Source organism: Tardiphaga sp. P9-11 (genome assembly GCF_008329525.1).
Lineage (GTDB): Bacteria > Pseudomonadota > Alphaproteobacteria > Rhizobiales > Xanthobacteraceae > Tardiphaga.
On record NZ_NPKQ01000002.1, the window covers coordinates 308,050 to 334,151 of the forward strand.

General features: G+C 60.7%; 23 protein-coding genes and 1 tRNA gene. 12 read left to right on the forward strand and 12 right to left on the reverse strand.

What is annotated here, in order from left to right:
- The first annotated feature begins 46 nt into the window (after nt 1-46).
- On the forward strand, nt 47-1,309 hold the full coding sequence (gene fabF / locus CIW50_RS07815) for a beta-ketoacyl-ACP synthase II (protein WP_149530711.1): 1,263 nt from the start codon (nt 47-49) through the stop codon (nt 1,307-1,309).
- 10 nt (nt 1,310-1,319) lie between these two features.
- On the opposite strand, the gene CIW50_RS07820 is transcribed toward fabF, so the two are convergent.
- Nucleotides 1,320-2,876, reverse strand: coding sequence for an acyl-CoA carboxylase subunit beta (locus CIW50_RS07820; protein WP_149530712.1), 1,557 nt, complete (start codon nt 2,874-2,876; stop codon nt 1,320-1,322).
- Entirely contained in the window at nt 2,806-3,774 is a 969-nt protein-coding gene (locus CIW50_RS07825) for an IclR family transcriptional regulator (protein WP_149530713.1), read from the reverse strand. The genes CIW50_RS07820 and CIW50_RS07825 overlap by 71 nt, the downstream gene beginning before the upstream one ends.
- 237 nt (nt 3,775-4,011) lie before the next feature.
- Between CIW50_RS07825 and CIW50_RS07830 the strand changes: the two genes are divergently transcribed.
- From CIW50_RS07830 to CIW50_RS07840, 3 genes are all read left to right on the forward strand, one after another.
- On the forward strand, nt 4,012-4,233 hold the full coding sequence (locus CIW50_RS07830; RefSeq protein ID WP_068730696.1) for an acyl-CoA carboxylase biotin carboxyl carrier protein subunit: 222 nt from the start codon (nt 4,012-4,014) through the stop codon (nt 4,231-4,233).
- 178 nt (nt 4,234-4,411) lie between these two features.
- Nucleotides 4,412-5,563 carry a TAXI family TRAP transporter solute-binding subunit gene (locus tag CIW50_RS07835; protein ID WP_149530714.1) on the forward strand — a complete coding sequence of 384 codons (1,152 nt, stop codon included), beginning with the start codon at nt 4,412-4,414 and terminating at the stop codon, nt 5,561-5,563.
- Nucleotides 5,564-5,613: 50 nt separating this feature from the next.
- Entirely contained in the window at nt 5,614-7,689 is a 2,076-nt protein-coding gene (locus CIW50_RS07840) for a TRAP transporter permease (RefSeq protein WP_246664194.1), read from the forward strand.
- A gap of 30 nt (nt 7,690-7,719) precedes the next feature.
- On the opposite strand, the gene CIW50_RS07845 is transcribed toward CIW50_RS07840, so the two are convergent.
- Nucleotides 7,720-8,172 carry a hypothetical protein gene (locus CIW50_RS07845; RefSeq protein ID WP_149530715.1) on the reverse strand — a complete coding sequence of 151 codons (453 nt, stop codon included), beginning with the start codon at nt 8,170-8,172 and terminating at the stop codon, nt 7,720-7,722.
- A gap of 159 nt (nt 8,173-8,331) precedes the next feature.
- A complete protein-coding gene (gene ilvA / locus CIW50_RS07850; RefSeq protein ID WP_149530716.1) occupies nt 8,332-9,849 on the reverse strand; it encodes a threonine ammonia-lyase, biosynthetic in 1,518 nt (505 codons plus the stop codon).
- A 206-nt stretch (nt 9,850-10,055) separates the two neighbouring features.
- On the opposite strand from ilvA, the gene CIW50_RS07855 reads away from it, so the two are divergent.
- Nucleotides 10,056-11,147 carry an acyltransferase family protein gene (locus CIW50_RS07855; protein ID WP_149530717.1) on the forward strand — a complete coding sequence of 364 codons (1,092 nt, stop codon included), beginning with the start codon at nt 10,056-10,058 and terminating at the stop codon, nt 11,145-11,147.
- Here the strand turns inward: CIW50_RS07855 and CIW50_RS07860 are convergent.
- The gene (locus CIW50_RS07860; RefSeq protein ID WP_149530718.1) at nt 11,144-12,586 is read right to left on the reverse strand and encodes an O-antigen ligase family protein; all 1,443 of its coding nucleotides are present in this window, start codon (nt 12,584-12,586) and stop codon (nt 11,144-11,146) included. The genes CIW50_RS07855 and CIW50_RS07860 overlap by 4 nt on opposite strands.
- Before the next feature lie 193 nt (nt 12,587-12,779).
- On the opposite strand from CIW50_RS07860, the gene CIW50_RS07865 reads away from it, so the two are divergent.
- Nucleotides 12,780-12,856, forward strand: a tRNA-Arg gene (locus tag CIW50_RS07865).
- Between the two features lie 33 nt (nt 12,857-12,889).
- Here CIW50_RS07865 and CIW50_RS07870 read toward each other — a convergent pair.
- The gene (locus CIW50_RS07870) at nt 12,890-13,813 is read right to left on the reverse strand and encodes a hypothetical protein (protein WP_149530719.1); all 924 of its coding nucleotides are present in this window, start codon (nt 13,811-13,813) and stop codon (nt 12,890-12,892) included.
- 279 nt (nt 13,814-14,092) lie between these two features.
- Between CIW50_RS07870 and CIW50_RS07875 the strand changes: the two genes are divergently transcribed.
- From CIW50_RS07875 to CIW50_RS07885, 3 genes are all read left to right on the forward strand, one after another.
- Entirely contained in the window at nt 14,093-14,404 is a 312-nt protein-coding gene (locus CIW50_RS07875; protein ID WP_149530720.1) for a PilZ domain-containing protein, read from the forward strand.
- Between the two features lie 154 nt (nt 14,405-14,558).
- On the forward strand, nt 14,559-14,777 hold the full coding sequence (locus CIW50_RS07880) for a hypothetical protein (RefSeq protein ID WP_149530721.1): 219 nt from the start codon (nt 14,559-14,561) through the stop codon (nt 14,775-14,777).
- Between the two features lie 102 nt (nt 14,778-14,879).
- Nucleotides 14,880-15,158, forward strand: coding sequence for a hypothetical protein (locus CIW50_RS07885; RefSeq protein WP_149530722.1), 279 nt, complete (start codon nt 14,880-14,882; stop codon nt 15,156-15,158).
- Here CIW50_RS07885 and CIW50_RS07890 read toward each other — a convergent pair.
- Entirely contained in the window at nt 15,127-15,366 is a 240-nt protein-coding gene (locus tag CIW50_RS07890; protein ID WP_149531550.1) for a hypothetical protein, read from the reverse strand. The two genes, CIW50_RS07885 and CIW50_RS07890, sit on opposite strands and share 32 nt — an antisense overlap.
- Before the next feature lie 493 nt (nt 15,367-15,859).
- On the opposite strand from CIW50_RS07890, the gene CIW50_RS07895 reads away from it, so the two are divergent.
- Nucleotides 15,860-16,138, forward strand: coding sequence for a hypothetical protein (locus CIW50_RS07895; protein ID WP_149530723.1), 279 nt, complete (start codon nt 15,860-15,862; stop codon nt 16,136-16,138).
- A gap of 90 nt (nt 16,139-16,228) precedes the next feature.
- Here CIW50_RS07895 and CIW50_RS07900 read toward each other — a convergent pair whose 3' ends face one another.
- Nucleotides 16,229-16,681, reverse strand: coding sequence for a hypothetical protein (locus tag CIW50_RS07900; RefSeq protein WP_149531551.1), 453 nt, complete (start codon nt 16,679-16,681; stop codon nt 16,229-16,231).
- A gap of 418 nt (nt 16,682-17,099) precedes the next feature.
- Here CIW50_RS07900 and CIW50_RS07905 point away from each other — a divergent pair, with 418 nt between their 5' ends.
- Complete coding sequence (locus tag CIW50_RS07905) at nt 17,100-17,456, forward strand: GrlR family regulatory protein (protein WP_149531552.1); 357 nt, start codon at nt 17,100-17,102, stop codon at nt 17,454-17,456.
- A 3-nt stretch (nt 17,457-17,459) separates the two neighbouring features.
- Here CIW50_RS07905 and CIW50_RS07910 read toward each other — a convergent pair whose 3' ends face one another.
- Nucleotides 17,460-20,141 (reverse strand): PAS domain S-box protein, encoded by a 2,682-nt coding sequence (locus CIW50_RS07910; RefSeq protein ID WP_149530724.1) that lies wholly within the window; start codon nt 20,139-20,141, stop codon nt 17,460-17,462.
- Nucleotides 20,142-20,243: 102 nt separating this feature from the next.
- Entirely contained in the window at nt 20,244-22,304 is a 2,061-nt protein-coding gene (locus tag CIW50_RS07915) for a PQQ-dependent dehydrogenase, methanol/ethanol family (RefSeq protein WP_502707399.1), read from the reverse strand.
- Between the two features lie 363 nt (nt 22,305-22,667).
- On the opposite strand from CIW50_RS07915, the gene CIW50_RS07920 reads away from it, so the two are divergent.
- Nucleotides 22,668-24,236, forward strand: a complete 1,569-nt coding sequence (locus CIW50_RS07920; protein WP_149530726.1) for a long-chain-fatty-acid--CoA ligase — start codon at nt 22,668-22,670, stop codon at nt 24,234-24,236.
- A 7-nt stretch (nt 24,237-24,243) separates the two neighbouring features.
- On the opposite strand, the gene CIW50_RS07925 is transcribed toward CIW50_RS07920, so the two are convergent.
- Entirely contained in the window at nt 24,244-25,044 is an 801-nt protein-coding gene (locus CIW50_RS07925; protein WP_149530727.1) for an NUDIX hydrolase, read from the reverse strand.
- Between the two features lie 99 nt (nt 25,045-25,143).
- The gene (locus CIW50_RS07930; protein WP_149531553.1) at nt 25,144-26,100 is read right to left on the reverse strand and encodes a dihydrodipicolinate synthase family protein; all 957 of its coding nucleotides are present in this window, start codon (nt 26,098-26,100) and stop codon (nt 25,144-25,146) included.
- Between the last annotated feature and the right edge of the window lie 2 nt (nt 26,101-26,102).

A 26,102-nucleotide genomic window follows, 5' to 3' on the forward strand; every position in this document is an offset into this window, starting at 1 on the left:
GCAGGATTCAGGCTGCTCGTCACTCATATCAGAACGGGAATACATCATGCGCCGCGTTGTAATTACGGGGATGGGAGCGGTGTCGCCGCTCGGTTGCGGCGTCGAGATCAACTGGTCCCGGTTGCTCGCCGGTCAATCCGGCATCCGCCTGTTACCGGAAGCCATGACCACTGATCTCGCCGCCAAGGTCGGCGGCCAGGTGCCCGACATCGCGAACGATCCGGAAGGCGGTTTCGATCCTGACAAGGCGGCGGCGCGCAAGGATCAGAAGAAGATGGATCGCTTTATCCTGTTTGCGCTGATGGCCGCCGATGAGGCCATCGCGCAGGCCGGCTGGCAGCCCAGGGATGCGCGAGAACGCCAGCGCACGGCCACGATCATCGCCTCCGGCATCGGCGGCTTTCCGGCGATTGCCGACGCGGTCCGCACCACCGACACCAAGGGCATCCGCCGGCTGTCGCCGTTCACTGTGCCCTCATTCCTGGTCAATCTCGCAGCCGGTCATATCTCGATCCGTTACGGCTTCGAAGGCGCGCTCGGCGCACCCGTGACAGCCTGCGCCGCCGGTGTGCAGGCGATCGGCGACGCTGCACGTCTCATTCGCTCCGGCGAAGCGGACGTCGCCATCGCCGGCGGCGCCGAAGCGTGCATCGACCGCGTCAGCCTCGGCGGCTTCGCCGCCGCTCGCGCACTCTCCACCGACTTCGTCGCCAATCCGGAGCGCGCCTCGCGTCCGTTCGATCGCGACCGCGACGGCTTTGTGATGGGCGAAGGCGCCGGGGTCGTGGTGCTCGAAGAACGCGACCATGCCTTGGCGCGCGGCGCCAAACCTATCGCCGAACTAATCGGCTATGGCACGACGTCCGATGCGTTCCATATGACCGCTGGTCGAGAGGACGGCGACGGCGCAAGACGCGCGATGGATATCGCTCTGGCACAAGCCAACATCACGCCTGCCGATGTCCAGCATCTGAACGCCCATGCGACATCGACGCCGGTCGGCGATCACGGCGAGCTCGAAGCGATCAAGTCGATCTTCGGAACGAACGGCGGGGTCGCTGTGAGTTCGACCAAGTCAGCCACGGGTCACCTGCTCGGTGCGGCCGGCGGATTGGAGGCGGTCTACGCGATTCTCGCCCTGCGTGATCAGATCGCTCCGGCCACGCTCAATCTCGAAAATCCCGATCCGGCGGCGGAAGGCATCGATCTGATCCGCGGCAACGCGCGCCCGATGTCCATCGAGCACGCGATGTCGAACGGCTTCGGTTTCGGCGGCGTCAACGCCAGTATCTTGCTACGGCGAATGTAAGCCGTAGCTCTTACGGCCGCATCGCCAGCCGTGACGGTCCCGCCGTGCGGAGCGGCTCGGCGAGACGCGCAAATTCACACAGCAGCGAACGCGTCTTCGTCGGATTGATGACTTCCTCGACCCAGAACTTCTCGGCCGACCGGAATGGCGAGCGCAGCTTGTTGAGGCGGTCCTCGATCTCCTGCTGCTTGGCCTTGGGATCCTCTGCTGCGTCGATCTCGGCGCGATAGGCTGCCTCGATGCCGCCCTCCAGCGGCAGAGAGCCCCAATAGGCCGAGGGCCATGCATAGCGCATCGAGAAGCGATTGGCGGGCTGATGGACCACACCGGCGACGCCGAACGCATTGCGGATGATGATCGTGCACCACGGCACTGTCGTCTGATTGACCGCGGCCATGGCGCGCACGCCATGACGGATGGTCGCCGCCTTCTCCGCGTCGAGCCCGATCATGAAGCCCGGACAATCCATGAGATAGACCACGGGCAGATGGAAAGTTTCGGCGAGGTCGACGAAACGCACCACCTTCTGGCACGCTTCCGCGGTCCAAGAGCCGCCATAGTGGAATGGATCGCTGGCGAGCAGCAGCACCGCGCGGCCTTCGAGCCGCGCAAAGCCTGTGATGATCGGTCGGCCGAAATTGGCCGACATCTCGAAGAACGAGCCCTTGTCGACGACGGCGTCGATGATCGGGCGCATCTTGTAGACCTGCCGGCGATTGCGCGGCACGGCATTCAGCAGCGATTCTTCGGCGCGCTCCGGATCGTCATGGCACTCGATTGTCGGAGGCAACCCGTAAACCGAGGACGGTAGATATGACAGGAAGCGGCGCGCGCAGGTGAACGCCTCCTCCTCGGTCTCAACCGCATGATCGACGCCGCCAGCACGGGTCTGAATATCCGAGCCGCCAAGCTCTTTCTTGTCCAGCGACTGTCCGAGCCGCGCCACAACGGGAGGACCAGCAACAAACATCGCCGAATTCTTGGTCATCACCGAATAGTGGCTCGCGGCCAGCCGCGCCGCGCCAAGACCGGCCACTGAACCGAGGCCCAATCCAACTACCGGCACCTGTGCCATATTGGCCAGCGTGTACCAGTAGGAACGCGTGCCGCCGACACCGCCTGGCAGATTGGCAGCGCCGCGTGTTTCGATTGTTTTCACAGAGCCGCCGCCGCCTGAACCTTCGATTACACGAATGATCGGCAGCCGCAATTCGTGGGCCATCTCCTCGGCCATCAGCGGCTTGGCGGAGATCGACGCATCGGCAGAGCCCCCACGCACGGTGAAATCGTCACCGACAACAACAACGGGACGGCCATCGATCTTGCCGCGGCCGAACACACAGTTCGCTGGCGTGAGATTTGTCAGTTCGCCCGACGCATCATACTCGCCGACACCGGAGATCGCGCCGACCTCATGAAAACTCTTTGCGTCGATCAGTTTGTCGATACGCTCACGAACCGTGAGCCGGCCTTGGTCATGCTGCCGCTTGACCTTGTCAGCGCCCCCCATCTCCCGCGCGAAGGCTTCGCGCCGGGCGAGGTCGTCGAGTTCCGGCTTCCAGTTCATTTATTCCCTCCGGGAGTATTTTTTTCTGAGTTGTTGGCGCAGGAGGCGCATCTGGAACAGGCGCGCTTGTCAGACCACTATCTGCATTCTGAACCATCATGCTGATCGTACTACTGAGCTGACGCAGGATGGGAGCGATCTCGTCCCGCAGACGCTGCTCGTCATACATCGCGGCAAGCAGCCCGATAGTCACAACCACATAGGTCTGGTACTGCGGCGACCAGATCGGCGTAGCGATGCCGGTGATATGCGGCGACCAAAGGCCACCTGCGAGAACGTAGCCGTTATCACGCAGACATTCGCGATTCCCGACGATCTTGTCGCGCAGGATCTTGGCGTCCTCGGGCATTTCACGCGCGATATCGTTGATCAACGCATTGCCGACGTCTTCATCGAGCGCTGCGGTGTAGGCATGACCGGCTGCAGTCCGGCCCATGGCAATACGGCTACCGGTGGTCGAATGCAGTCCGAGCGCGTGTTCAGCGCGGGCATATTCGAGATAAACCATGTGGAAACGATCGGGGATTGTGAAGCCGATGGTGCCCGGCACCTGCTCCGCCACTTCCTGCAAGCGCAGGCGGATCAGGTTGCGCACCTGAAGGCCACGCATCATCGACGCGCTCATGGCGACGGCGCTCGATCCGATGCGGTACTTCTGATCGCCCGGCAGATAAGCGAGCTGGCCCATACGCGTCAGCGTGTGAGTCAGGCGCGATACGGTGGAGCGCGGCAGACCGCAGCGATTGGAGATTTCGAGATTGCCGAGTCGGGCATCATGGCCCTCGAAGCAGCGAAGAATATCAAAGGCGCGCGAGACCACCTGGATCACATCGCCGTCACCTGCCAGGTCGCTGGCGAGCATACCTTGTTTGCTGAGCCGTTCCGAACGTCGTCCCATGATGCGTTTCCCTTAAGACGACGCATCCCGCGGGGAGCCAATCCGTTGGATTGCCCCGATGTGCGCCGCCGTCCCGTTCCACTCTGCGGAATTATATTCCACTTGCGGGCTACGCTACCTCAGGCAATCTGCGGCGACAACACCAAGCTGCTCGTTTCTTCTCATTCTTAGAAATTGTCGGTCGCGTCGGCGCTACACCTATAGCGAGCAGCCGCCCGCGTGATCGCGGAGAACACCATGCCAGAGATCAAGATCCTCAGCGAAGTCGCCGGCCGCATCTGCTCACTGCCGCTCGCAACCGGCGATTCCGTCAACGAAGGAGACGAAGTGGCATTTGTCGAAGCCATGAAGATGGAAATTCCGGTCGCCTCTCCTGCCGCGGGTAAAATCAAATCGATGATCGTCGCGGTCGACGACGTGGTCGCGGAAGGACAATTGCTCGGCACAGTCGAGACGTGAGCAAAGTGCAGTGACGACCTCGACTGCCTTGCCAATGTGCTGCGGCATTCTGTCTGAAATGGTGACCACTCCCATCATCCAGCGAACCGCCTCAGGACATTGCCAGCGCCTGACGGCGATGACATGATCGCCGGACAATAAAAAGCAATTCGCAAAGCGAATGCATCTGGAGGGGAAAATGCTTCACCGGCTTATCGCGCTGGCGTCCGTTGCCGTGCTCACTACGACCGGCGCTGTATGCGCACAGGATATCAAACTTCCACCGACCATGGCGGTCACCGCCTATGACACCGGCACCGCCGGCTTCAACATCGCCGTCGCCGTCGGCAAGATGATGAAGGACAAATACTCCACCGACGTGCGCGTGCTGCCTGCCGGCAATGATGTCGCACGGCTCGCACCATTGCGCGCCGGTCGTGCGGTGGCATCGGCCATGGGCTCAGGATCGTATTTTGCGCAAGAAGGCGTGTTCGAATTCGGCGCCAAGGAATGGGGCCCGCAGTCGCTGCAGGTTCTACTCGGTACCACAGACTGCAATGGCGGTTCGGTCGGTGTCGCCAAGGACACTGGCATCACCCAGATCAAGGAACTGCGCGGCAAGCGTCTCGGATTCGTGGTCGGGTCCCCCGCACTCAATCAGAACGCGCTCGCGATCATCGCTTTCGCCGGTCTCACGCAGAAAGACGTGAAGGTCGTCGAATTCGCGAGCTACGGCGCGATGTGGAAAGGCATCATCAACAACGATGCTGATGCCGGTTTCGCCACCACAATCACCGGCCCTGCCCGTGAACTCGAAAATTCGCCACGCGGCATCATCTGGCCGCCGCTGCCGCACGCCGACAAGGAAGGCTGGGCGCGCGTGCAAAAGGTCGGCGCGTTCTTCACACCGATGATGGCGACTTGCGGCGCAGGCATTACGGCGGACAAGCCGATCGAGATGGGCACCTACCCCTATCCGATTTTCGTGACCTATGGTTCGCAATCGCCGGACGTGATCTACCCCATCGTCAAGGCGATGATCGTCAATTACGACGACTACAAGGACGGCGCACCGGGCGCCGGCGGTCTCGCCGCCAAGCGCCAGACCATGAAATGGGTGGTGCCATTCCATCCCGGCGCGGTGAAAGCGATGAAGGAAGCCGGCAACTGGACCGACGACGACCAGAAGCACAATGACGGGCTGTTCAGGCGACAAGACGTTCTGAAGGCCGCTTGGACGGATTACTCCAAGGCCAATGCCTCATTGGGTGAGAAGGAATATCTCGAGGGCTGGATGAAGGCGCGCGCGACAGCTCTCGCCAAAGCCAACATGCCGAACGGCTTCGAATAAGCCCACACCAAAGAGCGCGCGGACCTCTCAAGATATTTCCGGGATTTTTCATGTCTAACACCCCCTCCCCGGACTTGACGTCCGCGATGCCATCCGCGCCCAAACGGATCGAGTTCGAAGACCCCCATGCCGGCATCGGCAATATGCAGGAAGCGGAAGTCACCCGCGTCCGCGTATTGCGCGGAGGTTGGCGATGGGCCCTAATCGCAGCCACGGCCGCAACCATCCTGCTGTGCATCAACCAACAATTCACACTGCGCTTCTTTGTCGATTATACGCAGCTCAACACCGAGTATTTCTATCTGCTCATCGCTCTGATGCTGCCGTTCACGTTCTTGATCTTTCCGAACTCGGAAAAGTCGCCGCTCGATCGCATCCCTTGGTATGACCTTGTCCTGTTTGTCGCGACCTTCTGCGCGGCGATCTGGCTGATGATGAACATCCGCAAGGCCGCGATGGCCGGTTGGGAATCCGATGGCGCGCCGACCAATGTGATAGCCGCCGGCCTCGTGATGTGGGCCGTACTGATGGAGGCGCTGCGCCGCACGGGAGGCTGGAGCTTACTGCTCAGTGTGTTCCCGTTCACGGTGTATCCGCTTTTCGCCGAAGCGAGCTGGCTCGGACCATTTCGGGGATCGCAGCTGACGCTCGACCAGACCACCGCCTATCACGTGCTGTCAGGCGAGAGTCTGCTCGGCATTCCGATTCAGGCCTTTGCTGACACTGTCATCGGCTTCCTCGTCTTCGGCACCGCGCTGATGATGACCGGAGCCGGCAAGTTCTTCATCAACATTGCCTTCGCGCTGTGCGGCACCTTCCGTGGAGGTGCCGCCAAGGTCTGCATCTTTGCATCCGGTCTGCTCGGCATGATGTCTGGCTCGATCATCTCCAATGTGCTGACCGCTGGCACCATGACCATCCCCGTCATGAAGAAGAGCGGCTTCCGCGCGTCTTATGCCGCCGCCATCGAGGCCTGCGCCTCGACCGGCGCGGTACTGGCGCCGCCGGTGATGGGCGCGACGGCTTTCGTCATCGCCCAGTTCCTGAATGTGAGCTACGCCGATGTGGCGCTGGCGGCGATCATTCCGGCGGTGCTGTTCTATGTCGGCCTGTTCATGCAGGTGGACTCCTATGCCGCCCGCCACAAGCTCGAAGGCATTCCGCGATCCGAGCTGCCGAAGATCAAGGATACGATCAAGGACGGCTGGTACTATATCTTCGTCATCGCGCTGCTGGTCGTGATGCTGCTGTATTTCAAGCGCGAGAGCCATGCGCCGTTTTATGCCACCGCGCTGCTGCTGGTGCTGAACCAGCTGTTCTCCAAAGATACCCGCTGGACCATGAGCACGATCTCGAAATTCCTCGAGGTCAATGGCCGCACTTTTGTCGAGTTGATCGGCATCCTTGCAGGCTGCGGCCTCCTGATCGGCGCTTTCTCGATGACTGGAGTGGTCTCCAGCCTCGCCAACGACCTGCTGCGGATCGCCGGCGGCGACGCGTTCCTGCTGCTGCTGATGTGCGCCCTCACCAGCCTGATCCTCGGGCTCGGACTGACAACCACCGCCTGCTATATCTTCCTTGCCATTCTCGTAGCACCGGCGCTGGAAAAGCTCGGCCTTAATCGCATGGCCGTGCATATGTTCATCTTCTATTGGGGCATGCTGTCGTCGATCACGCCACCAGTCGCCATCGCATCATTTGCAGCGGCAGGTATCGCAGGCTCACCAGCGATGAAGACCGGCTGGGAGAGCATGTGGGTTGGCAGCATCATCTACTTCATCCCGTTCTTCTTCGTGATGAATCCGGCGCTGGTGCTGCAGGGTGACGCCCCCTATCTCGCAGGCCTTGGCCTGATGACGCTGGCCGGCATCGGGACGCTGTTCATCTGCGGCGGCATCCAGGGCTATCAGGCCTTCGTCGGCGACCTCAGGCGTGCCGGCGCCATGGAGTGGCCGCTCCGCATATTGCTGGTCATTGGCGGCTTCATGCTGGCGACGCCGGGCGGCGGCATCAATCCGCTGTCGCAGTGGCAGATCACCGGCCTCGCGCTCTGCGTTCTGGCGCCGACGATCCTGGTAGCACTGGCGCTGATCAAGCGTAGCCCGACGCGGCTGGCAATGTCATGAGAGATGGCGTTAGCAGCGTTGCAATACGCGCTAGAAGAATTCTTCCGGGCAGGGATCGACGATCTTCCAGAGGTCCATGCCGTTCTTGATCTTCTTCATTTCCGGCGTCAGGCCGCCGTTGCGCGCGAGCCACGCTTTCACCGGCGGCGGATAGTAGGCCATCAGGTCCGAGGTACCCTCGTAGCTGATCACCTTCATGCCGAAGGTGAAGGCCTTGTCGTAATAGGCCTGATGGAAGCCCAAGCTGGCGCGCGGCGTCACGCAGACCTTGTTCATCGGTACGATGCCGAACACCAGCGTGCAGGCCGAATTGCAGATGCCGTCGATGATCACCCGCTCCTTGCGGTCGCGGATGCGCTCATACTTGGCCTTGTATTCCTCGACATAGCCGCCGTGGTCCCGGGTGATGCGCAGATCTGCCCGTGCCGGAGCTACAGACAGCACCAGCAGGGACATCAGGACAGGCAGCAGCGAAAGACGCATCGCGTGATGAAACCGGTAAGGGACCCCAAGCCAACGCCCTTTTTCGGCATCAGCACACCACCCGACTCTGGCCGGACAGTGCTAGTATTCCGTTAAGCATCGCCTTTGAGCGAAAAAAAGGCAGGAACCGGCCCTGCCTCACTCTCTGCCCCACCCGGTCTAGCCGTTCAGGAACATCCGGTAGACCGGATTTTGCGTTTCGTCTTCATAGGGATAGCCCAGCGAGGTCAGCCGCTGCGTCAGGGTCAAGCGGTCGGCCTGCGGGACTTCAATCCCAACCAGCACCCGGCCGTAGTCCGCGCCGTGGTTACGGTAATGGAACAGCGTGATGTTCCAGTCCGCGCCCATCTGGTCGAGGAATTTCAGCAAGGCGCCCGGACGCTCCGGAAACTCGAAGCGCAGGATAACCTCGTCCCGCAAAGCCGGCGGTGCTCGCCCGCCAACCATATAGCGGATGTGCAGCTTGGCGGTTTCGTCCGCGCTGATGTCCAGCACCTTGTAGCCGAGCGCCTGCAACTGCCCGATGAGCTCGCCCTTGTCGTTCTTCGCGCCGCTCAGCTTCAGCCCAACGAAGACATTGGCTTCCTTGGCATCGGCATAGCGATAGTTGAACTCGGTAATGTTGTGATTGCCGATGGTCTGGATGAAGCGGCGATAGCTGCCCGGCTGCTCCGGAATGGTCACGCCCAGCAGGATCTCGCGGGCCTCGCCGACCTCGGCACGCTCTGCGACGTGCCGCAGGCGATCGAAGTTCATGTTGGCGCCGCTGTTGATAGCAACCAGCGCACCGGTACGCATCGGATTGCTCGCGGCATAGCTCTTCAATCCTGCCAGCGCCAGGGCGCCAGCCGGCTCCGCGATCACGCGCATATCCTCGAAGATATCCTTGATGGCGGCACACATCTCATCGGTATCTGCCGTGATCACGCCATCGAGCAACTCGCGGCAGAGTCGGAATGTTTCAACGCCGGCCTGGCGCACGGCCACTCCGTCGGCAAATAAACCGACGCGATTGAGGACGACGCGCTCGCCAGCATCTATCGCGGCTTTCATCGATGCGGCATCGACTGGTTCGACACCGATGACTTTGGTCTCCGGGCGTAGAAATTTGATGAAGGACGCAACGCCGGCCGCAAGGCCGCCGCCGCCGATCGGCACGAACACCGCCTCGATTGGATGGGGATACTGCTGCAGGATTTCCATGCCGACGGTGCCCTGCCCCGCGATCACATCGGGATCGTCATAGGGATGCACGAAGGTCAGCTTCTGTTCGGCCTCGAGCTTGCGCGCATGCGCTGCGGCCTCGTCGAACGTATCGCCAAACAGCACGGCATTGCCGCCCCAATATCTGACAGCATCGATCTTGATCGGCGGCGTAGTCACCGGCATCACGATGGTTGCCTTGATTCCGAGCCGCTGCGCCGACAGCGCTACGCCTTGCGCGTGATTGCCAGCAGATGCGCAAATCACGCCGGCCGCGCGCTGCTCCGCGGACAGCCCCGCAATGCGGTTGTACGCACCGCGAATCTTGAACGAGAAGACCGGCTGCAAATCCTCGCGTTTGAGCAGCACGGGGCTCCCCATGCGCGCGGTCAGCCGAACCATCGGGTCCAGCGGCGTCTGGATTGCGACGTCATAGACGCGGCTGTCCAGGATTTTGCGAACGTAGTCAGTCACGAGAGGTCCTTGAACGTGTAGGCGCACCAGTTGAGCATAAAACTGCTTGCGAGCGGCTTATCGGGGCAGATGGGCACCGAAATGACCCAGAAATCAAGCCCCGTTTGCGCCTAAACACGTGTCCGACTGGGCACGATTTCCCATATCCGCGTTAACGATGGTGTACGGCTCTCTGTGTATGTTGGCTTGCCGATCCGGACCATTAAATGAGCGGCACCCACGCCATGCAAGTATCGCCAACGGAACAAGCAGTACCATCACGCCCCCAAAGCGATCGCACGCGCCAGATCTGGATCGATTTTGCGCGTGGCATAGGCGTCACTCTCGTGGTCTATGGCCACGTGCTCGGCGGCTTGATACCGCCGCATCTATTTCCTGACGGACCGCTCGCGCAGTGGATGAGTTATGCGCTCTATACTTTCCATATGCCGCTGTTCTTCTTTCTCGCTGGACTGAACGTACAACGCAGCCTCACACGCGGCGTTCGGCCGTTCCTCGTCAGCAAGGCATGGACGATCGCCTATCCCTATGTGCTTTGGTCGCTGATCCAGGGCGGCGTGATCATGCTGATACCGCACAACGCGAATATTCCGATCACCACCAGCGATCTCGCGGCTATCTGGTATCGGCCGATGGCACAGTTCTGGTTTCTATATGCTCTGATGATCTGCCACATATTGGCGGCGCTCGTTCCCAATCGCACCATCATGATTGTCGTTGCGATCGTCGGCTTGATTGCATTCATGCTGTTGCCGATCCGTCCCGATCTTGCGCTCACCATGCACCACCTGCCGTTCTATGTCGCAGGTCTCTATGCAACCCGCGTCGTTATGACATGGCAACCTCGTGGGCGAGTTGGCTGGACGCTGCTAATCGTGACCGCCGCCGCTTTCGCTACGGCGGTTGCCGTTGGAGGACATCTCTCCGGCTTCGACGCGAATGGCGCGGCTTCGCTTCCGGCATGTATTCTCGGCATCACCAGCACGGTGTTACTTTGCAAATTGCTCAACGAGACGCGGCACCGCTGGCTGGCGCTGGTCGGCGTCATGTCCATGACGATCTATGTGCTGCACATCATGGCTGGGTCGGGAACGCGGATCATCATGCAGACGTTGCATGTGCCACCAATGCCATGGGCCTATCTGCTTGCAGGAACAGCGGCCGGCATTGCCCTGCCCATGGCGGCACATGTTGTCTTACAACGGTTGAACCTGCTGGCACCACTCGGGCTTGCGCCAATGCCGAGGCGCAAACCTGCACCCACTCCGTTTGTCAGCCAGGCAGCCCGGTTGGACTAAACTCTCCCGGCCCGGATTCCGGTCCGCGTCTGCTCCAGGGGCATTGTGGCGTCCTCGGCTGGCCTAACCGTCTGGTCATGCGGACAGGCCATCGCGAAAATCATCCAGAACAGAGCGGATATCTCACTTGACGAGATACTGGTCAGGGGCAAGTGAATCAGGATACCGCCGAGCGACAGAGCGCCGAGCACCACGCCTTCTTTGGTCGGCATCCGCCATGCCGCAGAAGTGCTCCAGACCCCGACCCAGATATAGGCTGCCAAACAAAGCAGTCCGACGGGAATGCCGAACGTGAGCCAGCTCGCAATGATCTGGCCATCGACCGGCATGGTGCCTGCGACACCGATATCGGTGAAGCTGAAACCAGATCCCATCACCATACTGTCAGGTGTATTCCACAGCGTCACGAATTCTTCGAGACGTTCGTTGCCGCTGCCATCCTCGGAGCCGCTGCCGAGCGACTGCAGCCGGTCCGTGATCACATCGCCGAAGGGGGTGAATAGCACCGCGGCCATGGCTGCGCCGACGATGCCAAGCCCCGTCGCAAGCGCCCGCCGCCGTGTGGATCGAAACACCATGCAGAACGCCACGGCCACCGCAAGCGCGATCCAGCCGGTCCGATACAGCGACAGCAACAGGCCTAATGCTGCGGGCGCCAAGGCAATCAAAGACTGCCAGCCCGGTCTCAGGAAGCCCAACAACAGCAGTCCCGTCGCAGTGAAGGTCGCGTAAGTGGCGGGACCGTTCATCGTGCTGAACACCCGCACCATATAGGGCAACGGATATCCTGCCGACAGGATGGAGGCATAGTTCATCCAGAACCGGTCCCAGGCCGGCGGATCGACATATTGCCATATGCCGTAGAGACCAGTCAGCGGCAGCACCACCAGAAAGATACGCGCCATGGCATTGACGAGTTCGCCGTCCGAATTAGAGCGCTGTTGCAACGCCAGGCCATAGAGCACCGGCGCGCCCCATCTCAGCGCCCCCGTCGCCGCGCCGAGCCAGTCGTTCTGAAACACCGACAGCATCGCGCCATAGGCGACACATCCCAACACAATGAAGGGCGCGATCAGCCAGGGATTGCGCAGCCGCTCGGGCGACGACAGCACCGCCCAAAGACTTGGCAATGACGTCAGAACGAACATCAAAGGTCCAATCAGCATGATGCTCGATTGATCATAACCGACCGTGACGTCGACGATCCGTCGCACTAACGGCGCAAAAGCAAACAGCAGAATTGCCGACTGAACATGGGCCGCAGTGCTGCGTCGCCACGCCAGCCAACCAGTGGCAGCGCAGCCGAGCACGAAAAGCGGCCGCGACAAACCGCCCATCGCGGGACCGACCGCCGCCGTGACGATTAGAAGCAGCGCGGTTGGCAGCCACCCGGACAGGACGAAATCCACCGGACCGGATTTGAGTCGGCCTTGATTCATAAAGCCAGACTATAGCGTTCTCCGGTCGCTGCCACCTGTCCGATACCGGCACCAATCTGCACGCGGCAATGTGGACCTATCGATTGGCAGATATCTGGCTGCCCATCCCAAGCAGCGCTCCAGACGTCAGGCAAAACCGATGCCCCGTGGCGGGGCTAGCTTTTGCGACTTTCGCCGCTATGGTGCCGCCGTCGCACTCGTAGCTCAGCTGGATAGAGCATCGGATTTCGATTCCGAGGGTCGGGCGTTCGAATCGCTCCGAGTGCACCATTAAGCGTTTGTTTCCATTCGTTTTTTCAAAAACTAGGCGTTCGCTTCGCGCTCAATCATCCTCAACCGCACGAATGCTGCCCAAGCCTGAGGAAAATCCGCACTCTTGGCATCGATCGCCATGAGAGCCCGAAGAGCTTCCCGAACTTCGTCTAGCGAAGGCCGTTGAGATGAGGTTCCTGCTTTGAACTTCGCCCAGAGATCTTCAACCGATTTTGCCAGCACCAACGCCTCGGCATTCGTTCGTTTGTGCACAGGCTTTGCCAACACGTGGTCCGGCGGAAAGACTGGCCAGGCGGTCGGCGGCTTGTCGGAACGCCAGTCCGCTTCGGGGCCGGGCGCGCGATTGAATGTCTGGTTTCCCGATTGCTGCCCGCCCGAACCGGGTTGGCCTGCCAGACGGCCGAGTTGCTGCTCGGTCGTCCCGGCCGGCCCACCGCCGGTAGGCGATAGTTGCGACGCCATGTCCGTGAGCACCGACGGATCGCCTGTCGGCTGCGTCTTTTGAAGCAGCTTGATCGCCTGGAGCGCACCGGGCGATATTCCGATCTTCTTTTGAGCCAGCTTCTCTTCTTCTTCAGAGACTGGACAGGCCTTGTAGGCATCGTGCCGTTGCGCGATCTCTCCGTTGTCGTCGATACGCGCGAAGTCGATGGCGACCGCGTAGACGAAAGCTCGGTGCCCGCTGTAGGCCCCCGATCTGTCTTTAGCGTTCACGGTGCCGCAAACATACTTCCCGGCATCGACCTGAACCGACCGCAAGACATCGAATTGCGCAGATGACGGATTGAGCAAGAGTCGCGTGACTGCAGCACGCGCCTTGGAGTGATTGGTTGTCAGGATGGCATCCAGCGCATAGTCGGGCCGAATGAAGGACGGTTGATAATAGAACGCCGATGCGGCTGCAAAAAACGCTGCACCCACGCCGACAGATATCAGAGCAGCTGGCGTGTTCATGCGGTCCCCTGCTCCGGCCAAGCCGTCCAATAAGCTATTGATTCTATTTTACATTGCACCAGCTTGTGACCATTTCGTTAACGCGAATCTCTACAACCGCCGTGTCCGGAACCCGTTGTTGTGGTTGCACCACTCAACCGAATGAGACTGTGCGCCGCCGCGGCGCCCTTTCAAAACAGCAACTCGATGGCGTGCTGAACAGCAAAGGCCTGCTGTCATCGGTATTTACCAGCCGTTACCACCATCCAAGCTAAGATACCCGGCGCCAAGGAAGCGTCCATGATCCCTGAAAAACGAAATACTGGCCGCGTCGCGTTCGAGCGTGGTTTCCCCGTCTGGCTGATGGCCATTGACGGCACATGGCGCCGCAGCTGCCGCATCATGGATGTGTCCGAGACCGGCGCGCGCCTTGTCGTCGAGAGTTCGATCGAGGGTATCAATCTCAAGGAGTTCTTCCTCTTGCTGTCGTCCACCGGGCTGGCGTTCCGTCGCTGCGAGCTCGCCTGGGTCAATGGGGAGGAGATCGGCGCGACATTCCTGCGACAGGGCGCCAAGAAGAAAGCTGCCCGGCCGGCGGACGTCGAGTCCTGACTTCCGCGGGACCGTTTTCGGAACTCGGCGCCTGACACGTGGCCCGACGCTGATGCGCGGATCTGCCCACCTTTGCGGCAGGAACATTCGCGCGCTCCGACTCTTGTCCCGTCAATAGTTGGGTGCGTTTATCCGTTTGAACCCGGGAGCCACCGTGAAGAATTTTTCGCATGCCGCGTTTCCGCCAGATACGATCTCAGTGATGAAGCAGGCGCTTGACGGAGCCGTGTCAACGCTCCCGCATCCCGTCAACTCCGCTCACGTGCAATCCATTGCCGAAAGCATCCTGCGCACCACACGCGAGGGTGAACGCGATCCCACGATGCTACAGGCCATGGCGCTGCTGGAACTGCAGATCACCCAACGGGACTAACCGGCCCATCTTCACGATCCCGTGGATAACGAAAGTCGGACTTGCTGCAGTGCAACCAGATGCCATATTCCGCGTTGTCGCCTCGACACGGAGGTTTGCCGCATGCCCTACGCGCTGTTTTCCAACTCAGTCAAAGTCAGCAAGGCCTTTCCCAGCAAATCGGATGTTTGGCAGCATGCCGCCGAAACTGGCCTGGTGATGGAAGTCGGCCTGGGCGAGGAAGATCCGCCGCGTCGTGTTCTCGATATGGGCTATGCGATCCACGCATGCGCAGCCGACGCGGTTGAGAAATCAGACGCCGCGGGCGCGAGCGAGCACGACATGAGCCGCATGATTGCCGCCTGTCAGCTCAATCAGCGGTGCGCAACCGTCGCATCGTAAATTCAATGTCGCCGTCTGGCAGCTCGCGCCAGCGCTCAACTTCACTCATATAGGCTTGCTTGGGAAAGCGCTGCAGAAAAGCCCGCGCTGTTTTGCGGGCATTGTCACGCGGCTGCTTGAAGGTTTCTCGTACATAACCGTCATCGCTGGCACGCCGCCTCGAACGCGCGGCCATTCTCTCGGCAAGATCACGCGGAGTTCCCGGCATTGCTGCTACTCCATACACAAGCAACGCCGGATAGATTGGCACGGATCGGTCTTGGATCAAGCGTCCTGTTTCACGGCGCACCAGATTTGACTCAGAAGAAAGGGCGCCCGATCGCTCGGCGCGCCCTTTCCCTGTTCTCGCTGAACCAGGCGCCGAGGCGCCCTTCCCAAGCTCAAAACATGAGCCTAGCGGGCGGCCTCAGCGAGGTGACAGCGCTTGGAATTAGACACTGGACCACCTCCTTTCGTTGTTTGTGACACCTTGAGTATAGGAGAGATTCGCACCGTGTTAAGGGGCGGTATCCAAAACGAGCTATGCAATCTTGCCCAGGGCGCGAGCCAGCCGCATTGTGAAGACTTGGCAGGGTATGCATCGTCCTTGTCCACTATTACCGTCCGCATCACCCTGGTGAGCATCGGGCAGCGGTAAAATCAATCAAGGACGGAAGCGACCATTGGGCTTGTCTCACATCGTCCAATAGGCCTCTTCCTCGATGTCCAGCAGTCTCGACGCCTGGCCGAAAGGCGTGATGACGCGTCGCGCGTCCATCGTCTTTCAGATCGCAACGCTCGGCACTGTTGCCATGTTCGCCAGCGCACCGACGCCGTTCTACCGAATCTATCAGGATCACTGGCACCTCTCGCCAGTGATGGTCACGACCGTATTCTCCGCCTATGCGCTCAATCTGCTGGTCGCACTTCATCTGCTCTCGCCTTCAGCCTGCCAACTATCATCGCAGGCTTGGCAATCCCGACGCTCGGCCTGCCGCTGACGCTCGACATTTACGACGCAGTGATGATCGTCCTCGCGGCGATCTCGCTGATCGTCACGCTCGCATCGATCCGCCGGGTGTCGTGACCAGCTACGTCATGCTACCTGGCATGAAGCAACGGATCAGCGTTCCGGACGAACCCTGTATCGGCCACACCATGGTGCGACCCACGCGGTTCGGCACTGTGATGACAGCCTCATCGGGCACATCGAGCCACGCCCCGTCGATCCGCACCTTGTAGTGCCCGCTGTTGGATTCCCAGTCCACATCGCTGACCGCACTGCCATCGGCATCGGAACAACACGGCCCCTTGCCGCTGCGCAGACTGTCGAACCAGGCTTTTAGATCAGGACTGCTGTTGGCAAATTGCCCGCGATCGCGCGCAGCGACGCTTTGCAGCAACGGCATCGACAGGAGCACCGCGACGCCAACAGTTGGCGCTCCTAACTTCAACCAGCCATCACGACGCCTGCAACGTCGATAATGAGAGAAACTACCTTGTGAACACGGCGCATCGGCGCCGGAAGTCTTCCAGTCGCTCATTTGCTTGCTCCAGCCCCCGGCCGGCACAATGATGTTCAGTTTTGTCGCGGGCAACGTGCCCGCCTCTTCCGTATCGTCCACGCCAAGCGATTACACGACTTACGAACAGCGACTGCGGCCTATCATTGCGGCAGAAGCTCGACAAAAAGATAAGCGATTCTTATTCTACTCCGTAAATTCTCTTCGCACTGCAGCGAATTTGTGGTGATAACTCTGCAAGCGAGATCACAATACCGTCGTAAGAAAAACTATCTACTAGCTACCCAATCTTTTTAACTACATTGCGGCCGGTGTTGAGGTGCAACCCGCGCTCGAACTAAGCGCCATTGACGCGTGTTTGCTGCGTTGACGCTGACAGGCGGTGTTTGCCATACTTGAAAGTGCACAACCAAGGGACGGGTTGTGTCACCGGGACATTATGAAAAACGCACTTTATTCGATCCATGTCGACCTTCAGGACGGTCGCTCGGGCAAAGGCAGCGGTGTTGTCGTGTTTCGCAATGGCGAGATTCTCGGCGGCGACGCTTACCTTTTCTATGTCGGCAGCTATGTCGTGAATGCGGGAACAGATACTTTCAAGGGCGAAGTCTCGGTCATGCAGCACACACCGAGCCCCAACATGAGCCCGCTATTTGGCGGTCAATCCCAGCCTGTGGGCATTGGCGTATCCGGCACCTTCACGGACACCGCCGCAACCATGAATGGGACGGCCTTGGTTGGAAAAAACAGCCTGATTTTTCGCGCCACGCTGCGCAAACTTGCCGACGCCGAATAGGTCTTACTCGGCTGCCATCTCCAGCGGCGCGACGCGCGGCAGGATGATCTGGATGCGTGTTCCCTGCCCCGGGGCGGACTGCAGATGCAGACGTCCGCCGAGGCGGCTGGTGATGATGCTGTAGACGATGTGCAGGCCGAGGCCCGTGCCACCCTGATCCCGGCGCGTCGTGAAGAACGGGTCGAAAGCACGCCGCCGAACCTCCGGGCTCATGCCGACACCGTTATCCGTGAAAAGAATTTCCACATGGTCGTTACCTGCTTCCTGCACCTTGATCTCGACCGAGCCACCATTGCCATCGGGAAATGCATGAGCGACGGAATTGAGGAACAGATTGGTCAGCACCTGACCATACGGGCCCGGATAGCTGTTCATCGTCAGTCCCGGCTTGCAGTCGACCGAGAGCGCCAGCTTCTGTTTTCGTAACCCGGGCTTCAAACTCATCACCACCTGTTCGGTGAGATCGGCGAGATCAAAGACGCGCTGGTCGGAATAATTGCGGTCAGCGGAAACCTGCTTGAACGACTGGATCAACTCAGCCGCACGATTGAGATTGGCGACCAATTGCGCCGCCGCGTCGCGGTTGGAATCGATGAACTCCATCAGAGTCGAGCGGCGCAGCTCACCGCGCGCGACCTCTTCGCCGAACAGCGCGATCTTGCGTTCCAGCGACGACGCCACCGTCAGGCTGATACCGACGGGATTGTTGACCTCATGGGCAACACCCGCAACCAGCCGCCCAAGGGCCGCAAGCTTCTCCGCCTCGATCAGGGAATTCTGCGTCTCACGGAGATTGCGCAGCGCCGTTTCGGCAGCGTCCTTGGCCTTGAGCATCTCCTGCTCACTGCGCTTGCGTTGGCCGATATCGAGCGCCACGGTCACGATGTTCTGGATATCACCATCGGCCGTCAGCAAGGGCAGCTTGTTGACCAGCCACTGCCGCATGACGCCGGCGGCGTCCTTGTATTCCTCTTCGTAGAAGCCAAGGCCCTTCCGCGTCTCGAGCACCTGCTTGTCGGGGGAATCGGTCTTTGACGCGCCAAAGCGCATCATCAACTCGCCGGTGGTTTTCCCGATCGCCTCACCGGGATCAATGCCAAAAATTCCCGCCATATACCGGTTCATCAGAACGTATCGCAAATCAGTGTCTTTGACATTGATGACGGCAGGAACGGTATCGATGACCTGCTGCAGCAACCTGCGGCCTTCCCTGATCGCCGCTTCAGCATGTTTCTGGTTGGTGATGTCGCGGACTGTTCCCTCATAGCGCACAACCTCGCCATTCTCGTCGCGGACCGCCGTAGCGCTATCGGACAGCCAGAGGACCGTGTCGTGGCGTTGACGGACCTGATACTCGAATTCGCGCACCATGCCGTCGCTTTCCATGCGCTGCTGATACTCAGCCCGCGCCGCGGGATCGACATAGATATTGCGCGAGATATCCAGCGTGGCGCGGATCAGCTCTTCCGGTGAATCATACCCCATCATCCGCGCCAGCGCCGGATTGGCATTGAGCAGCGCGCCTGCAGGCGTCGTCACATAGATGCCGTCGACGGATCCTTCAAACAGCTTCCGATAACTTTCTTCCGCCAGCCTCTGCTCGGCCAACGCATGCAAGGCCGCTTCGCGCGCGGCATCTGCATCGACCAGCGTCCTGCGAAACACCTCCGCGGCGCGCGCGATGTCACCGATTTCATTCTCCAGATCCATGGCCGGGATCGGCGTGTACTTGGCCCCACCCGCTAGCGCACGGATCGACCTGGCAATCGCCTTCAGCGGCTTCACGATCCGCCGCACGACGAACAGCGCCGCCAGCAGTCCGACCAGAACGCCCGCCGTGCCAAGAATAATACTTTGCCATCTCGCCTCGGTCAGCGTGCGCGCGAACTCACGCGACAAGACCCTGCCGCGACGGGCGCTGAGCTCGCGCAATAGTTCAGTCACCCGACCAATCAGCCGCCCTTCGGCGCCAAGCACATCCCTGTCGAGATCGGCGATCTCGCTTTCTGTTTCCGATATCGAAATGATTGCATCGGTGTAGGCATCGGCGGCCGCACGAAGCGCGGGCGTACCGATCGGCAGCGCACGCATACGCTGTGCAGCCTGCTCGGCCCCGATCGGATCGCGCGCCAGCAGAGCCGCCGCGATCTCGTTCTGCGCCCGGAACATGGCCTTGGCGGCATTCGAATTTGTCACATCCGGAACAGCGTTCTCGAATTGCTCGCGGAGCGGCGGCAGCGTCGCCAGCATAGCGGATCGACGAGCGATCAGCGACGAGACGCGTTCGATCCCTTCGCGATACTTGGTCAGCCGCGCATCGACACCGTCGATCATGTCGCGCTGCTCGGGCGCAAGCTCGATCCGGGTCTTCTTCAGGAGATCGCCGAGCGCCGTGGCAGCCTGCGAGACCTTTTCCGGCTGTGCATCGGGATCGGTGACGAAATCGCGTGCAGCCAGCCGCAGGCTGATCAGGCGGCGGTCGATGTTCTCGGCCAGATCGCCGACGGTCTGCAGCCGCTCAAGCTCGGCGAAGGTATTGTCGATATGACGGATCGCGACCACGCTGGCGATGCTGGTGATCAGGATCACCGTCAACACCAGCAGGAACCCGCTAAAGGTCAGCTGGCCGATCGAGAGCGAGGATGATCGGACCCGCTGAAAGAATGCCGCAATGGCAGAGGACATGGGTGTGGGACCGGACTTCAGAGCGTCCCAATATATCCTGACTTCAGGTGCGGGGGGAACATGCTGGACGGCCCGATCGGGCCGAACCGTCCAGCATGGTGTTTATTTCGGCCGTATCGCGTCGGCCGTGCCCTGGATGAAGGCCTGGATCTTGACCACATCCGCTTCCGTGAGCTTGCCGGTAAAATCAGGCATGCCCTTGTCCTTGAATGGCCCGTTGAAGACGATGTCCTTCAGGTTGGTGATGGTCTCGGTGGAGACGTAGCCCAGGTTGGGCACATTACCGCCCTTGTCCACGCCGGGCACGCCGTGGCAAGTCGCACAGGCGTTGACATAGATCGAGGTACCCTCCGGGACGTGAGTAGGGTCGTACTTCACGCCAGTCAGCAGATTGCCAATCTGGTACTTGGTGAAGGTTGGCAACGGCGCCTTGCCGCCAATGGCAAAGGTGTAGACCGTGCCGGGCGCCTCACGATCCGTGGCGCGCTGGGTGATGCCGAATACGCCACCCCACCCGACCGCCACCGAGACATATTGCACACCATCGACCATATAGGTCGCAGGTGCGGCCACCACGCCGGTACCAACCGGCGTTTCCCAGAGCTTCTCACCTGTCTTGGCGTTATAGGCGATGAAACGACCATCGGCGGAACCCTGGAACACGAGATTGCCGGCTGTCGTGAGCGTGCCGCCGTTCCAGGGTGCGATGTATTCGGCGCGCCAGGCTTCCTTCTGCCTGACCGGATCCCAAGCGATCAGACGACCGAACGGCAGGTTCTTCGGCGGCGCCGCATTGAGCGAGAAGCCGACATTCCAGCCGGTGGTGCCGCCAAACTTGTTCGACCCCGGCGCATTCTGCACCAGTGCCTTCTCACCCGTGAGGTTCAATGGCACGCCCTGCGCTGGCAGATAGACCAGCCCGGTTTGCGGATTGAACGACATTGGGTGCCAGTTATGGGCACCGAACGGTCCGGGAATGCTGTCGAAGGATTTGTCCGCCGAGCGCGCTTCCGGCACCTCGATCGGACGACCACTGGCGTCATAGCCTGTGGCCCAGTTCACATCGACGAAGTTCTTCGCCGAGATGAACTTGCCGTTGGTGCGATCAATGACGAAGAAGAAGCCGTTCTTCGGTGCGTGCAGCACCACCTTGCGCGGCGCACCATCGATGGTGAGATCGGCGAGGATCATCGGCTGGGTCGAGGTGTAATCCCAGTTGTCGCCGGGCGTCTCCTGATAATGCCAGAGATACTTTCCGGTATCGGCATTCAGCGCGACGATGGAGCCGAGATAAAGATTGTCGCCGCCTGCCGGACTGCGCAGATTGCGATTCCAGGGCGAGCCGTTGCCAGTGCCGATATAGACCATGTTCAGGTCGGGGTCGAAGGTGATCGTATCCCATGCCGAACCGCCGCCGCCATTGACCCAGTATTTTCCGGCGGGATCCCAGGTCTTGGCTGCGGCAGCCATCGAGTCGTCCTCGAATGGCTTGGCCGGATCGCCGGGCACCGTGAACCAGCGCCAGGCCTGATTGCCGGTCTCTGCGTCATAGGCCGTCACGTAGCCGCGTACACCGTATTCGGCACCGCCATTGCCGATCACGACCTTGCCGTTGAACACGCGCGGCGCGCCGGTGATCGTGTAGGACATCTTGCGGTCAATGACCGTGTCCTTCTCCCAGATCTTGTTGCCCGTTGCGGCATCCAGCGCGACGAGCCGGCCGTCATAGGAGCCGACGAACACCTTACCCTTGTAGAGTGCGACACCGCGATTCACGACATCGCAGCAGCCGCGATAGCCCTTCTCGCGATCAACGCCCGGATCGAAGGTCCACAGCCGCTTGCCGGTGCGGGTATCGACCGCATGCACGACGCTCCACGGCGCCGACACATACATGATGCCGTCAACGACCAGCGGCGTCGCCTCGACGCCGCGGATGGATTCCAGATTATAGGTCCACATCAAGCCGATATCTTTGACGTTCTCGGCCGAGATCTGATTGAGCTTGCTGAAACGTGTCTCGGCATAATCAAGGCCGTAGGTCGGCCAGTCCTTTGACGTCGCCGTATTGGCCGTAATCGCAGCACTATCGATTGCCGATGTAACCGCCTTGATATGGTCCGGCGAGCCTTTGGTTTGCGCATGGGCCGCACCGCCCAACAACGTTGCACCAAATGCGACTGCGATGGATGTTCGGAGCCAACGGTGCCGTATAATATGTGAGTTGAGTGTCCCGTTGAAAAATGGACGCGAGGATGCGCCCCGACGAGCAAGCTGTCTCATGCATTTCACTCCCAATGGCCTCTGGCGGGCCTGCTGCGATGTTACGCGCAGGAGTTGAATCGTCAACAGATGAGAACAGCTCCAGATTTTTCTCTGTCGCGTTTTGCATCGCAAAGTTCGCGGAGATCCTTTGAACCATCTGGTGAGATACAGGCGATCGACCACGCTTGCCCGCCCCTCACCTATCGTTATGATCGCACGACAGAGATGCGCATAGCATCCGCAGTATTGAGGGGAAACGCCATGAACATCACGCAGGGTTTGCGCCGCGCGCTGCAAACCAGCCCGCAAACAATAGCCACCATCGACGGCGCTCGCCGTCGGACATGGCGCGAGGTTGGTGACCGCGTCGCGCGTTTTGCTGGTGCACTGCAAAAGCTTGGCGTCAAGCACGGCGACCGCGTGGCGGTGCTGATGCTGAACTCCGACCGCTATCTCGAACTCTATCTGGGCATCGCCTGGACCGGCGCCGTAATCGTGCCAACCAATGTGCGCTGGAGCCACGCTGAAATTCTCGACTCCCTGCTCGACTGCCGAGCCAGCGCGTTGGTCGTCGACAACGCATTCGCTGACATGGGTGTCGAACTGGCGAAAGCTATGCCGCTGACGCTGGTTTATGCCGATGACGATACAGGCCCGGCTGAAGCGCACGACTATGATGAGCTCATCGAGACGACTGCGCCGATTGCGGATGCCATGCGCGGCCGGGAGGAACTGGCCGGCATTTTCTACACCGGCGGAACGACAGGCCGCTCCAAGGGAGTGATGCTGAGCCACGGCAATATCATGAGCAACTCGCTGCATATGATGAGCGAAGGGCTCCTGCCCCATGGTTCGATCTATCTCAATGCCGCGCCGATGTTTCATGTCGCCAATGGCGGGGTGATGTTCACCTCGCTCGCCTCTGGCGGCACCAATGTCATCGTCCGGATGTTCAATCCGGAACTGGTGATGCAGACCATCTCTCGCGAGAAAGTATCGGCGACATTGATCGTCCCGACCATGATCCAGATGCTGGTCGATCACCCCGCATTCAAGACAGCCGATCTATCATCTCTGAAAATCATGATGTATGGCGCATCGCCGATCAACGATGCGCTCCTGAAGCGCGCGATGACCGGAATGCCAGGCACCGAATTCCACCAACTCTATGGCATGACCGAGCTGTCACCGCTGGCGACGCATCTGCCGTGGGATCAGCATATCGGTGAGGAAGCCACGGCCAAGAACCGTCAGCGCGCCTGCGGCCGCGCGGCGATCGGCTGCGAGGCCCGCATCGTCGACGCCAATCGCAAGCCTGTGCCGAATGGTGAAGTCGGCGAGGTCGCGGTGCGCGGCCAGAACGTGATGATGGGCTATTGGGAGCGACCGGAAGAGACCGCGAAAGCCGTGATCGACGGCTGGATGCACACAGGCGACGGCGGCTACATGGACGACGAAGGCTATATTTATCTGGTCGACCGGATGAAGGACATGATCATCTCCGGCGGCGAGAACGTCTACTCCACCGAGGTCGAGAATGTCGTCGCACAGCATCCGGCCGTGGCGCAATGCGCCGTGATCGGCATTCCCGACCCGCAATGGGGCGAGACCGTGCATGCCTTCGTCATTCCGAAGCCCGGTACGAGTGTCAATGCCGCCGAGATCATCGCCTTCTGCAAGGAGAAGATCGCCGGCTACAAGTGCCCGCGCAGCGTGGACGTGCGCAGCGAACCCTTCCCGCTATCGGGTGCCGGCAAGGTGCTGAAGCGCGAGCTGCGACGGCCATTCTGGGAGAATGCCGCAGCAGCGCCGCAAGCCAGGGCGGGATAAGCCCGAACTACGGCGCGCCGGTGAGTTCGAACACCTCGCCGTCATAGCCAGCCTCGATCGGGATGCGAAGTTGGCGCTTGTCGCCATCGCCCGTGACGATGGGCGTGACGCTGACAATGGTGCTGCGGTTGGCGTCGTCGAGTGCTCCCGCAACGCTGGGCTGCTTGCCGAGCTTGATCAGATTGCGCGTGGTCGGGAACGGCAGCGTGAAACGACCCGATGCACCGCCTGCCAGCGCTTCGCGTGGCGACAGCCAGATCGAATCCGTGGACTCCTTGCCATCATGCATGCCGACCTGTTCAGGCGGTGCCTCGGCGAGGAAAAACCATGTGTCGAAGCGCTTCTTCATGCCTTCCGGCGTGATCCAGTGTGCGTAGGGCACCAGCAGATCGAGCGCGAGCTCCAGATCGTTCTCGGCAATAATGTCAGCGAATTTGACCTTGCCTTCGTTGAGCGCATCGCGATGCTGATCGGCGATGGCGCTCGCTTTCGCTGCGGCGATCAGGTCGTTGGAGCCGCGCGGCCGCGCCAGCAGGATGCGGCTTTCCTCGAACGTCTCGCGGATCGCGGCGATACGGAATGCCAGCGCATCGGGATCGAGACCGTCGCCGCCGCTATAGAGGTTCGGCTGCGTACCGATCTCGCGATCACCGGCATCGACGCTCCCACCGGGAAACACCAGCGCGCCTGATGCGAATTCGATCTGATAGTGCCGCACCATCATGAAGACGTCGATGGCATCGGTTGCACCCTTGCGCAGCAGGAGGATGGTGGAAGCAGGACGCACAACGCCGGGCTCGCTTGGCATTCAGTTTCTCCCTGACCGGCATTCTTGGACGATGCCGCTTCTCATTCAAAATATTATGCCCGGGAGTCGCCCCGGGCATAATGACGTTTGCTAAATTGACTAGCCCGCAGCACTCGACTGCGGCGCGATGTTCGCGCGTTTGTCGTAGCGCGCGACGCGCGAGAGGAGATAATCGACTTCCGCCTTCGCCTGCGCCGTGATCGCCACACCCGGCTTGCGCTGCGCGCTTGATGCAATAACGCCGCGCTTCTGGAGCACATATTTCCGGACCGCCAGACCGATGCCGAGCTGCTGCTCGTAGCGGATCAGCGGCAGATGCGCATCGAACAGGTCATGCGCCTTGTCGCGCTCGCCCTTCTTCTGCAGGTTGACCACATCGATCAGCAGTTCCGGGAAGGCGTAGCCGGTCATCGCGCCATCAGCGCCGCGCTCCATTTCGAAATCCAGGAACACACCGCCATTGCCGGTGAGGATCGAGGTTTCGCGCAGGCTGCCGTCCTTCTGGAAGTTACGCAGCGCGGTGATCTTCTCCAGGCCCGGCCAGTCCTCGTGCTTCAGCATCACACAGGACTTGGAGTCCATGATGATCTTGCGGATCACGGCGGGGGTCATCACCACGGTGAGGGTCAGGGGGTAGTCCTGCAGCACCCACGGCACGTCGTCGCCGATAGCGTCCACCGCCTGCTTGAAATAGTTGGTGATCTGGTCGTCGGTGCGCAGATGCGGCGGCGGGGCGATCATGACGCCCGCAGCGCCGGCATCCATCGACTTCAGCGCCAGCGAACGCATGGCGGCGAAACCGGGGGCGGAAACGCCGACGATGATCTGCATCTTGTCGCCGGCGCGCTTGATGAAGCGGGTGGCCACGGCCTCGGACTCGGCCCCCTCCAGTTTTGGCGCCTCGCCCATGATGCCGAGCACGGTCACACCGTTGCAGCCGACCTGGGCGTAGAAATCCGTCAGGCCGTCGATCGATTTGTCGTCGATACGGCCGTCGTCGAGGAATGGGGTCGGTGCGATGGCGAAGGTGCCGGCGGCTTTGGCGGTCAGTTTCATCA

Bases quoted from the DNA above. Each gene is read 5' to 3' on its own strand.
- CIW50_RS07860 (WP_149530718.1), bottom strand. From the start codon at position 12,586: ATGAATCAAGGCCGACTCAAATCCGGTCCGGTGGATTTCGTCCTGTCC.
- CIW50_RS07830 (WP_068730696.1), top strand. From the start codon at position 4,012: ATGCCAGAGATCAAGATCCTCAGCGAAGTCGCCGGCCGCATCTGCTCA.
- CIW50_RS07825 (WP_149530713.1), bottom strand. From the start codon at position 3,774: ATGGGACGACGTTCGGAACGGCTCAGCAAACAAGGTATGCTCGCCAGC.
- CIW50_RS07900 (WP_149531551.1), bottom strand. From the start codon at position 16,681: ATGAGCGACTGGAAGACTTCCGGCGCCGATGCGCCGTGTTCACAAGGT.
- CIW50_RS07890 (WP_149531550.1), bottom strand. From the start codon at position 15,366: ATGCCGGGAACTCCGCGTGATCTTGCCGAGAGAATGGCCGCGCGTTCG.
- CIW50_RS07925 (WP_149530727.1), bottom strand. From the start codon at position 25,044: ATGCCAAGCGAGCCCGGCGTTGTGCGTCCTGCTTCCACCATCCTCCTG.
- CIW50_RS07840 (WP_246664194.1), top strand. From the start codon at position 5,614: ATGTCTAACACCCCCTCCCCGGACTTGACGTCCGCGATGCCATCCGCG.
- CIW50_RS07910 (WP_149530724.1), bottom strand. From the start codon at position 20,141: ATGTCCTCTGCCATTGCGGCATTCTTTCAGCGGGTCCGATCATCCTCG.
- CIW50_RS07895 (WP_149530723.1), top strand. From the start codon at position 15,860: ATGTCCAGCAGTCTCGACGCCTGGCCGAAAGGCGTGATGACGCGTCGC.
- CIW50_RS07855 (WP_149530717.1), top strand. From the start codon at position 10,056: ATGAGCGGCACCCACGCCATGCAAGTATCGCCAACGGAACAAGCAGTA.
- CIW50_RS07835 (WP_149530714.1), top strand. From the start codon at position 4,412: ATGCTTCACCGGCTTATCGCGCTGGCGTCCGTTGCCGTGCTCACTACG.
- CIW50_RS07870 (WP_149530719.1), bottom strand. From the start codon at position 13,813: ATGAACACGCCAGCTGCTCTGATATCTGTCGGCGTGGGTGCAGCGTTT.
- CIW50_RS07920 (WP_149530726.1), top strand. From the start codon at position 22,668: ATGAACATCACGCAGGGTTTGCGCCGCGCGCTGCAAACCAGCCCGCAA.
- CIW50_RS07875 (WP_149530720.1), top strand. From the start codon at position 14,093: ATGATCCCTGAAAAACGAAATACTGGCCGCGTCGCGTTCGAGCGTGGT.
- CIW50_RS07905 (WP_149531552.1), top strand. From the start codon at position 17,100: ATGAAAAACGCACTTTATTCGATCCATGTCGACCTTCAGGACGGTCGC.
- CIW50_RS07820 (WP_149530712.1), bottom strand. From the start codon at position 2,876: ATGAACTGGAAGCCGGAACTCGACGACCTCGCCCGGCGCGAAGCCTTC.
- fabF (WP_149530711.1), top strand. From the start codon at position 47: ATGCGCCGCGTTGTAATTACGGGGATGGGAGCGGTGTCGCCGCTCGGT.
- CIW50_RS07930 (WP_149531553.1), bottom strand. From the start codon at position 26,100: ATGAAACTGACCGCCAAAGCCGCCGGCACCTTCGCCATCGCACCGACC.
- CIW50_RS07885 (WP_149530722.1), top strand. From the start codon at position 14,880: ATGCCCTACGCGCTGTTTTCCAACTCAGTCAAAGTCAGCAAGGCCTTT.
- CIW50_RS07845 (WP_149530715.1), bottom strand. From the start codon at position 8,172: ATGCGTCTTTCGCTGCTGCCTGTCCTGATGTCCCTGCTGGTGCTGTCT.